Source organism: Mesorhizobium sp. M0016 (genome assembly GCF_040324035.1).
Classification (GTDB): domain Bacteria; phylum Pseudomonadota; class Alphaproteobacteria; order Rhizobiales; family Rhizobiaceae; genus Mesorhizobium.
The window spans coordinates 19,778-31,801 of record NZ_JAMYVM010000006.1 but is presented as its reverse complement, the minus strand read 5'-3'; the positions used below and the strand labels follow the sequence as shown (position 1 = coordinate 31,801).

The window sequence follows — 12,024 nt, the reverse complement described above, 5'->3', positions numbered from 1 at the left end:
AACAACCAGCCATGCGCGCGGAAACGCAGAATATTGTCGACGAGATCAGGCAGGCGATCACCCTGCTGAGGAGGCATCTTTGACTGGGATCAGGCTATAAAGCGGCTTGAATACCTGAACGTGCGCGCCGAGGATTCCAGCCTCTGGAATGATCCGCTGGAAGCGCAAAAGCTGATGCGCGAGCGCCAGGGCCTCGAAGACGGGATCGCCGGCGTCAAAAGCCTGACTCAGGCGCTGGAAGACAATATCGGCCTGATCGAACTGGGTGAGGAAGAGGGCGACCAGAGCGTGATCGCCGAGGCGGAAGCAGCCCTCCGCTCGATGCAGGGCGAGGCCAAGGCCCGCCAGGTCGAGACGCTGCTGTCGGGCGAGGCCGACGCCAACGACACCTATCTCGAAGTCCATGCCGGCGCCGGCGGCACCGAGAGCCAGGACTGGGCCTCGATGCTTCTGCGCATGTACACGCGCTGGGCCGAGCGTCGCCGTTTCAAGGTCGAAGTGCTGGAAGTCCATGACGGCGAAGAGGCCGGCATCAAGTCCGCCACGCTCCTGATCAAGGGCCACAATGCCTATGGCTGGCTGAAGACCGAGTCGGGCGTTCATCGCCTGGTCCGCATTTCACCCTATGACAGCAATGCGCGCCGCCACACGTCCTTCTCCAGCGTCTGGGTCTACCCGGTCGTCGATGACAGGATCGAGATCGACGTCTCGGAATCCGATGTACGCATCGACACCTACCGCTCATCCGGTTCGGGCGGCCAGCACGTCAACACCACGGACTCGGCGGTTCGCATCACCCATATCGCCACCGGCATCGCGGTTGCCTGCCAGGCCGAACGCTCGCAGCACAAGAACAAGGCGAAGGCCTGGGAAATGCTGCGCTCGCGCCTTTACGAGGAAGAGCTGAAGAAGCGCGAAGCGGTGGCCAATGCCACAGAAGCGTCGAAGAGCGACATCGGCTGGGGTCACCAGATTCGTTCCTATGTGCTGCAGCCCTACCAGTTGGTGAAGGACCTGCGCACCGGCGTCGAGAGCACCAGCCCGTCGAGCGTGCTCGACGGCGACCTCGACGACTTCATGGAAGCCTCGTTGTCGCAGCGCATCGAGGGCGGTGCCGGTGAAGCCGTGGCCGACCTCGACTAGGATATGTTCATATTCAGCTGAGGCCGGCCTGCGAATGGATGATACCTGCGCTTCCGCCACTTTCTTGAATAAGAACATCCCTTGGCGGGGGAGCGAAGGAGGAACCATGACTCGCAGGCTCACCGGCAAATGCTTTTGCGGCACGGTTCAGTATGAAGTGGCGGACGAGTTCGTCTATGCCGCGATCTGCCATTGTTCGAACTGCCGGCGCACCACAGGTTCCGCCTTCAAGCCCTTCGCCGGCATCGAGCGCGAGAAACTTGCCCTTGCCGAAGGGCATCACGGGCTCATCCATTTCGGCGATGACAGCGGCCACGATGCGCATTGCAGCCGCTGCGGCTCGTTGCTGTATTCGCTGGTCCGCGACGGCGCCTATGTCCATGTCGCCATGGGCACGCTGGTCGACGATCCGACGATCCGGCCGACCGCGCACATCTTCGTCGGCTCCAAAGCGCCATGGTTCACCATCGCCGACGACTTGCCGCAATATGAAGGGCATGTGGTCGCCGGTCCAGGCGAAGTATAGGCTGGAACCACATTCGGCCAATCCCGTTGTTTCGATGCCCGTCTGCCGGGAGTTGAGCCTGGCCTTGGATCTCGTCAGCGGTTGCAGATAGCGGCGTAGATGTGGCGGCCTCGCGCAGCAACTTCTTGCGCCAGCCTAGGAATCAGCCCAGCATCCGAGGGCTGGAAGAGAAAAAGCATTTATGGCCGGACGCGGCATATCTGCGACCTGACGATCCGGCCACTGGGAAGACACGTTCCGGGAACGGGCAAGCGAAACGCTTGATGCTCGTTTGAAAGGAACGCTTCCATGTCTGCTGCCACTCTCCGATCGGCCAGAGCCGTTCAACCGGCTGGCCGACTCCTGTTTTCCTTGTTCGTGACCCCGATCTTTGCAATCGCGATGCTTGCTGCGGTGCTGACCGCACCCGCCTTCGCCCATGACGCCAAGCCTACGGCGGCGAAGCCGCAAGGCTGGAGTTATCCCTTCGCCTGCTGCGCAAACTACGACTGCCGTACCACCCATACCGGCGAGGTGCTGGAAAAGCCGGAGGGCTATGTCATCGCCGGAACGGGGGAGGTCGTGCCGATGAGCGACAAGCGGGTCAAGGACTCACCCGACGGCGATTTCCACTGGTGCGCGCACCAGGCCGGCCTCGACGCAGGCAAGACGATCTGCCTGTTCGTGCCACCGCGTTCCTACTGAGTTCTGTTGGCAGTTCTCATCGGAAGGCCGGCCTTGGTGCTGAAGGCGCTTGCGTCAGACGGAAGCAGCGAGTGCTGAGGCGAAGTCGCGATACGGCCGCAGTGGGCGACCCAGAAGTGCCGTCAGGCGCTCGACGTCGCCGGTCTCGGGCAGCATCCCGTCGGTAAAGAAACGCTCGCCCATCAGGCGCATGTCGTAGGCCATCCAGGCGGGCAGGAACTGCTTGAGATTTTGCTCAAAACCCTCCGTATTGTCGCCGCTGTAGCTGATCGGGCGGGCGAGTACGTCTGACCAGATTGCGGCAATGTCCGTCCCGGTCAGTGTCTGCGGACCGACGAGGTTGATCCTCTCGAACGCAAGCGGCTCCTTGGACCGTTCGCGACGCAGCAGCTCAAGAGCGGCGATCTCGGCGATATCGCGGGCATCGATCATGGCGAGACCCTTGGGGCCGATCGGCATTGGGTAGGTGCCGTAGCCGGTGATGACGTCTTCGACCGTCAGATCGTTCTGGATGAAGTAGGCCGGGCGCAAGATCGTAGCTTTGAAGTCCATCTGTTCGATCATTCGCTCCACGCCGAACTTGCCCGCGAAATGCGGCACGTTCACATAGACGTCAGCGTGGATCACCGAGAGATAGACGATCCGCTCGATGCCGGCCGATCGGGCGACATTCAAGGCGATCAAAGCCTGGGTGAATTCGTCCGGCACCACGGCGTTCAAGAGGAACAGCGTGGAAACGCCAGACATGGCTTTGCGCAGCGAATCGACATCGAGAAAGTCGCCTTGCACGACGGATACGCCTGCCGGAAAACTGGTTTTCGACGGATCGCGCACGAGAGCACGCACATCGGCGCCGCGCTTGGCGAGCTGTTCGACGACTTGGCGGCCGATATTGCCGGTGGCGCCGGTAACGAGAATGGTCATGGAATTTCTCCTGTTGGGTTGCTTGACAGCCCCAATATGTGTGGCTCACAAAGAGCCCAGTAGACGGCAATTTTAGACACGTCGTCTCACTGGTGGGACAGTCATGGATCTTTTAGCCCTTGCCGATTTTAACCTCGTGGCTCGCCATGGCGGCTTCGGCAAAGCGGCAAGGTCCACCGGCCGGCCCAAGGCAACATTGTCCCGGCGCGTTGGCGAATTGGAAAGCAGTCTCGATCTGCGTCTGTTCGAACGGGGTGCGCGTAACCTGAAGCTGACCGAAGAAGGACGGGCGCTCTTCGAGCGGACGGGGGCGTTGCTTGCCGAGCTGGACGAGACGGCATCGGCGATTGCCTCGGGCGGCCAGAGACCCAAGGGCAGATTGCGGATCAGCGCGCCTTTGCATTTTTCGCAGACTGCAATGGGGAGGATCGCCGCGGGATTTGCCCTGAGGTATCCTGAGGTGAGGCTTGAAGTGACCACCGAAGACCGGCATGTCGACATGATCGAGGAAGGCTACGATCTGGTAATCCGGGTCAATCCGGATCCCGATGAAAGCCTGGTCGGACGGGCGTTTCTCCGCGACCGCCTGGTCGTTGTGGCGAGCCCGGACCTTCCTCGCCCGGCCGATGGGCTCGCCGCTCCTGGCGTTGCGCGCGGGACAGGCGAGCGGCAAACATGGCAGGTGAAGACACCAGGTGGCCGGGCAACACTTAGAATCGAGCCGGTCCTCGCCTTGTCGACGCTCATCATGGTCCGGGATGCGGTGCGAGCCGGCATCGGCGCAGGACGGCTTCCCATTTCGTTGGTGGCCCACGACCTGGCTGACGGCACACTGGTGAATTGGGGGGATATTGACGGCCCCGAAATTTCTCTATGGACGCTCTACCCCTCCCGGCGGCTGCTCAGCGCGCGCGTGTCGGCGTTCCTGGATTTTCTGAAACAGGCTTTCCCAAACGGGACGCCGGACGAACTGGCCGCCTATATCGGCAGGTGACGACGATTGGGAGGTGACGACGGGCCTGCTTCAGCCAGAGCGCCGCTCGGCTCGATCGACCGGAGCCTGCTGACAGACAGTTGTCAGGAGCCTTCCTTTATGGTGCCTTGCCGCATGGGTGGCGGGCAACGGAGAGGAAAGCTTTTCATGACCATCAAGGCCAGCTGTCATTGCAAGGCGACGACGTTCGAGGTTTCGCAGGCGCCCGAGACGGTAACACAATGCACCTGCTCGTTCTGCTCCAAGCGCGGTTCGCTGTGGGCTTACTACGTTCCGTCGCAATTCAAGCTCACCAGCTCGCCGGAAAACGTTTCCTTCTATCAATGGGGATCGAAGACCGTCAAACACGGGTTTTGCGCCATTTGCGGCTGCGGCACCTTCACCGAAACGCCGGACTGGTCGACCGGAAAACCGGACTTCGACAATCCCAAGATCTCAGTCAATTCGCGGCTGTTCGACGATTTCGACCTCGACAAGGTCGAGGTGGTCGTCATTGACGGCAAGAACCTCTGGTAGGCCAGCACCAGCCACCGAAGCGGAAGTGTGGCGCGAGCGGGGAGAAGCCGCTTTCGCCGCTCGGTTTTTCGCCGCATTTCATGTTACAAGACCGGAGAAGGGCTTATATGCGCGAGCCGCAAAGGCCGCGCTTTGGAGAGGGACGATCCTTATGAAAAAGACTGTGCTCGTCGCCGTTGCGACGGCTGTGCTGGTGAGTGCCTGCACCACGACCGATCCGTACACCGGGGAGCAGAAGGTTTCGAACACCGCAGCCGGCGCCGGCCTTGGCGCCCTGGCGGGCGCGGGCCTCGGCCTGCTTGCCGGCGGCAATGACCGCCGCAACGCGCTGATCGGCGCCGGTATCGGCGCGCTGGCCGGCGGCGCCATCGGCGCGACCATGGACCAGAACGAGGCTGAACTGCGCCGCCAGCTCGAAGGCACCGGCGTCAGCGTCACCCGCACCGGCGACCAGATCATCCTCAACATGCCGTCCGACATTACTTTCAACGTCGACCAGGATGCGGTGAAGCCTGGCTTCTACCAGGTGCTGAACTCGGTTGCGCTGGTGCTGAAGAAGTTCAAGCAGACCACGGTCGATGTGTTCGGCCATACCGATTCGACCGGCGGCGACGAACACAATTTCGATCTGTCGCAGCGCCGTGCATTGGCGGTCGCCAACTATCTCTCGGGCCAAGGTGTCGATTCGCGCCGCTTCGCCGTCACCGGTTTCGGCAAGACCCGTCCGATCGCGTCCAATGGAACGGCGGCCGGCCGTGCGCAGAACCGGCGCGTCGAGATCCAGCTTTCGCCGCTGACCTGAATTGTTCGGCATCGAAATGCGAAGGCGGCCCCGCAAGGGCCGCTTTCTTTTTGGGCTCCTGTGGTCCGCCAAAAGGTCTAACGCATTAGAGATTTCTAATAATCCCTTTCCGGAGGCCTTGGAAGGGATTAGCATTGGTGCGGTTCCAGAGGGGATGGGGCGGTACAAACGGCCGCGCAGTCACTTAGTCGGCCCCGGTCCTGCACGGCCAGATAAGGAAATCTGGGAGGAATGCATGACAAGAACAGCTCGTCTTGGGCGTTGCGGCGTCCTCATTTTGACAGGTCTGGTCTCTGCTTGGTGCGCGGCGGCCACGGCTCGAGCCGAGGACGCCAACAAAGCCGACATCGAAGCGTTGAAGAAATCGCTCGCCAAATATGAAGACTACACGGTCGCCGTCCGCGACCTTTATCTGTCGACTGTCGGGTGCGTCTATTACAGCGGGGACAGGATCGAGGGCGCAATGGACTATCCGAAGGGCGCTATGGGCATCCATTTCGTCAACGTCCCGAGTGTCGGTCAGAAACTCGATCCGATGCGCCCCAATGTGCTGATCTACGAGCCGACCAAGAAAGGCTTGAAATTGGTTGGCGTGGAATGGCTGGTGCCCCTGACGCCAGACACCAAGGAACCTCCAAAACTATTTGGCCAGACCTTCATGGGACCGATGGAAGGGCACTATCCGCTCATTCCGAGGGAGTTCGTCCACTACGACCTTCATGCCTGGCTGTTCAGAGACAATCCGAACGGCATGTTCAGTCCGACCAACCCGAACGTGAAATGCAGCAAGGCAGAGTTTCCGATGCTGGAAAACCCGACCAAGATGATGCCCGGCCCGATGTGACGGACGGGCCAGGATAGGAGCGTGCCAAGAGTGCAAGCTGGCCGGCTGCATTTGAGAGCGCTCGGGAGTCAGGCTCGGACGACGATCGGCATGAGGGCCGGCGCGCATGAAGGCTGCCCGCATGAAGACAGGTATCTGGTCGCGGCAGTCGACAATGGCGCTGCGAGCCGTCAGTCGAAGGTAAAAGCGGCCCGCAAGGGCCGTTCTTGTTTGGCATGTCGGACTCCGTAATCAAGGCCTACGAGGTCGGCTGATCGACAATTGCCGCAACGATACGGCGCACGATCGGCAAGACCAGCAGCAGACTTGGAAAGCCCACTAGCCATGATGCTCCCCATGCATACGGCCAGGTCGCCACGAAACCGGTTGTCCAGCCCGCATTGATCAGCGTCGCTACCGCGGAAACAATGCACGACATCAGGATGGAAAGTACGAATGGCATTACCAGCGCATTGTAGGAGGCCGGTAGCTTCCTCGATTTCAAAACCTTGTGGGATGACGGTCGCATCACCTATCTCCTTCTCGAAAAGTGGAAGTATGCGCGGCTGGGCGCAGTCAGGCGGCCTGCGCCATTTGCTGGGCAAGGTTTCGAATAAAGCCGCGCAACGAACGCGGTTCGCGGCCCAGGGCGGCGCGCAATGTCAGACTGTTTCCGCCAAGGCCATAGTGGGCATAGTGGGCGTATATTTTGGCCAGCACCTGCATTTGGCGGTCATTGTAGGGAAGGCGTGCCTCGGCCGCCCACTCGCCAAATGTCGGCTCACCAGAAGAGATGGGTCTGCCAAGTTCCTCACTCATCATCGCAACGATGTCTTCCCGGCTGTGCATGCCGTCAGCGCACAGATCGAGGGTCGCGTAGGACAATCGCGCTTCGGTTAGGGCGATCGCCGCCACCTCAGCGACATCGCGGTAGTCGACGCGGGCCAGCTTCGCCGTCTTTGGAAACGGTTCCGAGAAAACACCATGTTCAACGACGGACGGCCAGGCCGCTGCGAGGTTCTGCATGAAATTGGCAGGGTGCAGAATCGTATATTCCATCGTCGTCGAGTAGAGAGCAGCCTCGACAGGCACCTTGCTGGCATGGTTCTTCAGTCGCGTATTGGTAGGCTGGATCACCGACGAGAAGACGAACTTTCGAACTCCTGCTCGCGTGGCGGCCTCAACCATGGCAACGCCCATGGCTGCTTCATCGGGAGCAAAAGCCGGCCCAATGTGAAAGACGCCGTCGACGCCCGCGACCGCCCTTTCGAGGCTCTGACGATTTCGCAAATCTCCTGTCGCAACCTCGGATGCCCCCACCTTCCGGGCCTTTTCGGCATTCGCAGGGTCGCGAACGAGCGCTCGAACATTGGCATTGCGGCGGACAAGTTCAGGCACGACAAGTCCCGCAACTCGGCCTGTGGCACCAACAACCAGAACAGTTGGATTGGCTACTTGCATGACGATTTCCTTCCATCAAGCCTGTCCTCGCGGGACAACTTGCAGAGAGGTACGACGTCGCAATTGTCGTTACAATTACCCGTTTTTGCGATATATTATGTCGAATGTCGGGAGAATGCATGAGCCGGATGGACGATTTCGAGGCTTTCATCGCGATCGTCGAGCATGGAAGTCTGACGACTGCCGCACATCGGCTGAACCGCTCGCTGCAGTCGGTCAGCCGGTCCCTGGCGGCACTGGAGCAATCAGTCGGCGTCGAGCTGATCCACAGGACAACGCGTCGCTCGACACCAAGTGAAGTCGGAGCAGCCTTTTTCAACCGGATCAAACCCGCGGTCGACGAAATAAACGACGCAAGACTTCAGGCGATCAATCAACGATCGGAGCCGGCAGGCGTCCTGCGCATCGGGGCGCCGGTTCTGTTTGGCCCGAACGTCCTGATGCCTGTCATCGCGGAATACATGCGGACATTTCCCCGGGTCGAGGTCGATCTTCAACTTTCCGATGGATTTGCCGATCTTGGCGCCGAAGGTCTCGACCTGGCAATACGCATCGGCGATTTGCCGGATTCCAACTTGAAAGCCAAACGCCTGGGAGCGTTGCGGCGCGTTGTGTTCGGCGCGCCTTCCTATTTCGCGCGGTGCGACCGGCCGGCCCATCCCTTCCAGCTGAGTGAGCACAGTTGCATCATCAGAACCGCTAACGAGCGTCCAGGTGAATGGACGTTTCAGATCGACGGGAAACCCCGGACCGTGAAGGTCGCAGGCGCTTTTCGCTCCAATCTGATGACCTCGGTCTATGCCGCCGCAATCCACGGACTGGGTTTGGGCTTCTCGCCTCTGTGGCAGATAAGACATTTGGTCGACGACGGTCTCGTCGAACTGGTTTTGACGGAATTCGAGCCGGCACCGGTGCCGATCCATGCCTTGTGGCAGGAAGGCCGGTCATCTTCGGCCAAGGTTCGGGCATTTCTGGATTTATTGGCATCCCGCCTGGAACTCAAAAGCCTGTAGCATCGACGGGTATTTGAAGCGCTCCAGGCCGGAAGAGATCGGGCAGATCGAGCCTGTCTTGCGATTACCGCGCATGGCGCTGATTGATCCTGAGCGGGCTCCAGATCTCGCATCCCAATCGCGTCCAGGAAAGCCGCGCGTCCTCGGGACGCCGCGGCTCATGGAATCAGACCTTGGCGACGATCTTCATGAAGGCCGGCATGTCGTCGCCGAAGCCGACGGTGCCGTCATTGTCTTCACCGCGGTTGTTGCCGCGGGCAGGGCGGCTGTTGCTGGCGCGCTGCGGCCTTGTGTCGCCGCGTTCCGGGGCGCGGTTCTCGTTGTTGCGATCGGAGACCTTGCGGTCGCTGTTTTCGGAGCGGATCGCTTCCTTGCGCTGATGCCGTTCGCCGATGTCGGCGACCGCGGCCTCGGCTACCACCGGCTGTTCCTCGCGCGCGGCATCTGCCGCTGGCGCGTCGTCGCTGCGCTTGGCATGGCGTTCGCGCGGCTTGCGCTCGCCACCCTCCTTGCGATCATGGGCCTTGCGGTCCTCGTCCTTGCGGCCGGCGCGGCGCGGAGCGCCACGGCCACGGCGGGGCGCTTCGTCCTCGCCGCCTTCGCTGGCGACCACGGTCGACAGGTCGCCGTCATGCCACTCGATCTTGTTGCCGATCAGCCGCTCGATGGCGTCGATGTATTTGGTGTCGGACTTGGTGGCGATGGTGAAGGATTTGCCCGAGCGTCCGGCGCGGCCGGTGCGGCCGATGCGGTGGACATAGTCTTCGGCGTGGATCGGCACGTCGTAGTTGAAGACGTGGCTGACGTCGGGAATGTCGAGGCCGCGCGCGGCGACGTCGGACGCCACGAGATAGCGCAATTTGCCATCGCGGAAATTGGCCAGCATCTGCATGCGGGCGCGCTGGTCCATGTCGCCATGCAGGGCGCCGGCGTCGAAATCATACTTCAGCAGCGAGCGGAACAGCTCCGCGACCTCGACCTTGCGGTTGCAGAAAATGATAGCGTTCTTCAGCTCGGCGTCTTCGGCCTTTATCAGATTGCGAAGCGTCTCGCGCTTGTCCCACGGCTTGGAGCCGGACTTGACCAGGCGCTGGATGATGTTGGTGGCAGCGGATGCCGCCTTGGAAACCTCGACGCGCACCGGCGCATGCAGGAACTTCTCGGTGAGCTTGGTGATCTCCGGCGGCATGGTCGCTGAGAAGAACAGCGTCTGCCTGGTGAACGGGATCATCTCGCAGATGCGCTCGATGTCGGGGATGAAGCCCATGTCCAGCATGCGGTCGGCCTCGTCGATGACGAGGATCTCGACGCCGTTGAGCAACAGCTTGCCGCGCTCGCGGTGATCGAGCAGACGGCCGGGCGTGGCGATCAGCACGTCGGCGCCGCGCTCCAGCTTCTTGTCCTGCTCGTCGAAGGAGACGCCGCCGATCAGCAGCGCGATGTTGAGCTTGTGGTTCTTGCCGTATCTGATGAAATTCTCTTCGACCTGCGCGGCGAGCTCGCGCGTCGGCTCGAGGATCAGCGTGCGCGGCATGCGGGCACGGGCCCTGCCTTTTTCGAGGCGGGTCAGCATCGGCAGCACGAAGGAAGCCGTCTTGCCGGTGCCGGTCTGTGCTATGCCCAGAATATCCTTGCCGAGCAAGGCATGCGGGATGGCGCCAGCCTGGATCGGCGTCGGCACGGTGTAGCCCGCATCGGTGACTGCGGAAAGGACCTTGGGCGACAGGCCGAGGTCTGAAAAGGTCAACGCTTCTAGAGCGGTCGTGGTGTCTGAGGACAAGAGTTGCTGTCTTTGGCTGGTTCGGGGAAGCGCAACGGCATCCGTCGCGGCAAGCACAGCGTGCCTGCAAGATTGGTATTGCGATTAGGCGCAAGCCCGCGATTTGTCAACAGAAACGGGCGGGATTGGCACGATTGTGAAAACGTAAGCTTAATCGCGATGCTTAATTAGGTAGTCACTCTTTGCGCCGGCTCAATAGCGAAACTGCTCGGCGAGAATGCGTTCGTTCCACGAATGGTTGGGATCAAACAGCAGCGTTGCCGTCGCAGTCGGCGATTCGCGGACCGTTACGGAAGCCACCGCCTTGACCTCGGTGTGGTCGGCGGCGGTGTTCACCGGGCGCTTTTCCGACTCCAGAATATCGAAGCGTACGGTCGCCTTGTTTGACAACAAGGCACCCCGCCAACGGCGCGGCCGGAACGGGCTGACCGGGGTCAGCGCGAGCAACGGCGCATCCAGCGGCAGGATCGGCCCGTGCGCCGAAAGATTGTACGCGGTGGAGCCGGCCGGCGTCGCGATCATCACGCCGTCGCAGTTCAGTTCCTCGATGCGGACCTGCTCGTCGACGGTGATGCGGATCTTTGCCGTCTGGTAGGACTGACGCCACAGCGCCACCTCGTTGATGGCGAGTGCCGAAACCGTCTCGCCCTCATGCGTCAACGCCAGCATTTCCAGCGGGCGGATCGTTTCGGCGACGGCGGCCGCGATGCGCTCGGTGAGGCCCCCGACGCGGTACTCGTTCATCAGGAAGCCGATGGTGCCACGGTTCATACCGTAGACCTTCTTTCCCGTGCTCATCGTGTCGCGCAAGGTCTGCAGCAGGAAGCCGTCGCCACCCAGCGCCACCACCACCTGGGCGTCGTCGAAGGATGCCTGGCCATAGCGGGCCGACAGGCTCTCCATCGCCGCCTTGGCATCGGCAGTGTCGGAGGAGACGAAGGCGAGATTGGCTTTGCTCATGACATTCCGATGGCGGTCGGCCGATGGCGGTCGGCGGCGGTTGCGTGGGGTAGCATGGGCAAGCGCATCTGCAAAGGGAGGCATCGTCCGGGCCAGTTGCGGCCGCGGCGAAACGAAATCGGCGGCTCGCGCTTCATGTCGCCGGAACGGCGAATGTGATGGTTAAGAGCGAGCTTAAACACTCGTAAAGCCTGATCGATCATGTTAGCCGACAGAGGATGGGTGGCTGGGGGGCTAGCCAGTCGAGACCTGTCTATTGCCGGTGACACGCCTGATTATCGTCTTCCTTGTGATGGGAAGTTTCGCCCTTCTCTTTGCGGAGCTTGTGCGGCAGTCCGAAGACATGAGCTCCAGGCCGATGGCCTCACGCTGCGGCGGCGCCGGCGTGCCATGCCCCC

13 protein-coding genes are annotated in these 12,024 nt (G+C 61.4%); 8 read left to right on the top strand and 5 right to left on the bottom strand.

Going from position 1 to position 12,024, the window contains the following annotated elements:
• Nucleotides 1–11: 11 nt before the first annotated feature.
• The 3 genes from prfB to NKJ88_RS10930 all read left to right on the top strand — a co-directional run bounded on the left by prfB (nt 12) and on the right by NKJ88_RS10930 (nt 2,353).
• Nucleotides 12–1,143, top strand: a protein-coding gene (gene prfB / locus NKJ88_RS10940; protein WP_155922402.1) for a peptide chain release factor 2 whose coding sequence is annotated in 2 segments (ribosomal slippage) — nt 12–77 and nt 79–1,143 — 1,131 coding nt in all. Because the reading frame shifts where the segments join, the coding sequence is not laid out codon by codon here.
• 106 nt (nt 1,144–1,249) lie between these two features.
• Entirely contained in the window at nt 1,250–1,669 is a 420-nt protein-coding gene (locus NKJ88_RS10935; protein WP_023667475.1) for a GFA family protein, read from the top strand.
• A 288-nt stretch (nt 1,670–1,957) separates the two neighbouring features.
• The gene (locus NKJ88_RS10930; RefSeq protein WP_023667474.1) at nt 1,958–2,353 is read left to right on the top strand and encodes a hypothetical protein; all 396 of its coding nucleotides are present in this window, start codon (nt 1,958–1,960) and stop codon (nt 2,351–2,353) included.
• 54 nt (nt 2,354–2,407) lie between these two features.
• On the opposite strand, the gene NKJ88_RS10925 is transcribed toward NKJ88_RS10930, so the two are convergent.
• Complete coding sequence (locus tag NKJ88_RS10925; protein ID WP_023667473.1) at nt 2,408–3,277, bottom strand: NmrA/HSCARG family protein; 870 nt, start codon at nt 3,275–3,277, stop codon at nt 2,408–2,410.
• A 103-nt stretch (nt 3,278–3,380) separates the two neighbouring features.
• Here NKJ88_RS10925 and NKJ88_RS10920 point away from each other — a divergent pair, with 103 nt between their 5' ends.
• The 4 genes from NKJ88_RS10920 to NKJ88_RS10905 all read left to right on the top strand — a co-directional run bounded on the left by NKJ88_RS10920 (nt 3,381) and on the right by NKJ88_RS10905 (nt 6,433).
• On the top strand, nt 3,381–4,271 hold the full coding sequence (locus NKJ88_RS10920; protein ID WP_023681487.1) for a LysR family transcriptional regulator: 891 nt from the start codon (nt 3,381–3,383) through the stop codon (nt 4,269–4,271).
• A gap of 147 nt (nt 4,272–4,418) precedes the next feature.
• Entirely contained in the window at nt 4,419–4,787 is a 369-nt protein-coding gene (locus tag NKJ88_RS10915) for a GFA family protein (protein WP_023667471.1), read from the top strand.
• A 151-nt stretch (nt 4,788–4,938) separates the two neighbouring features.
• The gene (locus tag NKJ88_RS10910) at nt 4,939–5,589 is read left to right on the top strand and encodes a YiaD family glycine zipper/OmpA-like lipoprotein (protein WP_023667470.1); all 651 of its coding nucleotides are present in this window, start codon (nt 4,939–4,941) and stop codon (nt 5,587–5,589) included.
• 235 nt (nt 5,590–5,824) lie between these two features.
• Entirely contained in the window at nt 5,825–6,433 is a 609-nt protein-coding gene (locus tag NKJ88_RS10905) for a hypothetical protein (RefSeq protein WP_023691231.1), read from the top strand.
• A gap of 238 nt (nt 6,434–6,671) precedes the next feature.
• On the opposite strand, the gene NKJ88_RS10900 is transcribed toward NKJ88_RS10905, so the two are convergent.
• Together NKJ88_RS10900 and NKJ88_RS10895 are read right to left on the bottom strand one after the other, a co-directional pair.
• Nucleotides 6,672–6,941: a DUF2798 domain-containing protein gene (locus NKJ88_RS10900; RefSeq protein WP_023667468.1), complete on the bottom strand. Its 270-nt coding sequence runs from the start codon at nt 6,939–6,941 to the stop codon at nt 6,672–6,674.
• A gap of 47 nt (nt 6,942–6,988) precedes the next feature.
• A complete protein-coding gene (locus tag NKJ88_RS10895) occupies nt 6,989–7,873 on the bottom strand; it encodes an NmrA/HSCARG family protein (protein WP_023691232.1) in 885 nt (294 codons plus the stop codon).
• A gap of 119 nt (nt 7,874–7,992) precedes the next feature.
• Here NKJ88_RS10895 and NKJ88_RS10890 point away from each other — a divergent pair, with 119 nt between their 5' ends.
• Nucleotides 7,993–8,886 carry a LysR family transcriptional regulator gene (locus NKJ88_RS10890; protein WP_023691233.1) on the top strand — a complete coding sequence of 298 codons (894 nt, stop codon included), beginning with the start codon at nt 7,993–7,995 and terminating at the stop codon, nt 8,884–8,886.
• A 166-nt stretch (nt 8,887–9,052) separates the two neighbouring features.
• On the opposite strand, the gene NKJ88_RS10885 is transcribed toward NKJ88_RS10890, so the two are convergent.
• Nucleotides 9,053–10,666, bottom strand: coding sequence for a DEAD/DEAH box helicase (locus NKJ88_RS10885; RefSeq protein WP_031196539.1), 1,614 nt, complete (start codon nt 10,664–10,666; stop codon nt 9,053–9,055).
• Between the two features lie 192 nt (nt 10,667–10,858).
• Complete coding sequence (locus NKJ88_RS10880; RefSeq protein ID WP_023681482.1) at nt 10,859–11,626, bottom strand: NAD kinase; 768 nt, start codon at nt 11,624–11,626, stop codon at nt 10,859–10,861.
• Nucleotides 11,627–12,024: the final 398 nt, after the last annotated feature.

What these genes read in the sequence shown, in the direction of transcription:
- NKJ88_RS10900 (WP_023667468.1), bottom strand. Translation starts at nt 6,941, where the DNA reads ATGCGACCGTCATCCCACAAGGTTTTGAAATCGAGGAAGCTACCGGCC.
- NKJ88_RS10895 (WP_023691232.1), bottom strand. Translation starts at nt 7,873, where the DNA reads ATGCAAGTAGCCAATCCAACTGTTCTGGTTGTTGGTGCCACAGGCCGA.
- NKJ88_RS10880 (WP_023681482.1), bottom strand. Translation starts at nt 11,626, where the DNA reads ATGAGCAAAGCCAATCTCGCCTTCGTCTCCTCCGACACTGCCGATGCC.
- NKJ88_RS10920 (WP_023681487.1), top strand. Translation starts at nt 3,381, where the DNA reads ATGGATCTTTTAGCCCTTGCCGATTTTAACCTCGTGGCTCGCCATGGC.
- NKJ88_RS10910 (WP_023667470.1), top strand. Translation starts at nt 4,939, where the DNA reads ATGAAAAAGACTGTGCTCGTCGCCGTTGCGACGGCTGTGCTGGTGAGT.
- NKJ88_RS10930 (WP_023667474.1), top strand. Translation starts at nt 1,958, where the DNA reads ATGTCTGCTGCCACTCTCCGATCGGCCAGAGCCGTTCAACCGGCTGGC.
- NKJ88_RS10925 (WP_023667473.1), bottom strand. Translation starts at nt 3,277, where the DNA reads ATGACCATTCTCGTTACCGGCGCCACCGGCAATATCGGCCGCCAAGTC.
- NKJ88_RS10890 (WP_023691233.1), top strand. Translation starts at nt 7,993, where the DNA reads ATGAGCCGGATGGACGATTTCGAGGCTTTCATCGCGATCGTCGAGCAT.
- NKJ88_RS10935 (WP_023667475.1), top strand. Translation starts at nt 1,250, where the DNA reads ATGACTCGCAGGCTCACCGGCAAATGCTTTTGCGGCACGGTTCAGTAT.
- NKJ88_RS10915 (WP_023667471.1), top strand. Translation starts at nt 4,419, where the DNA reads ATGACCATCAAGGCCAGCTGTCATTGCAAGGCGACGACGTTCGAGGTT.
- NKJ88_RS10905 (WP_023691231.1), top strand. Translation starts at nt 5,825, where the DNA reads ATGACAAGAACAGCTCGTCTTGGGCGTTGCGGCGTCCTCATTTTGACA.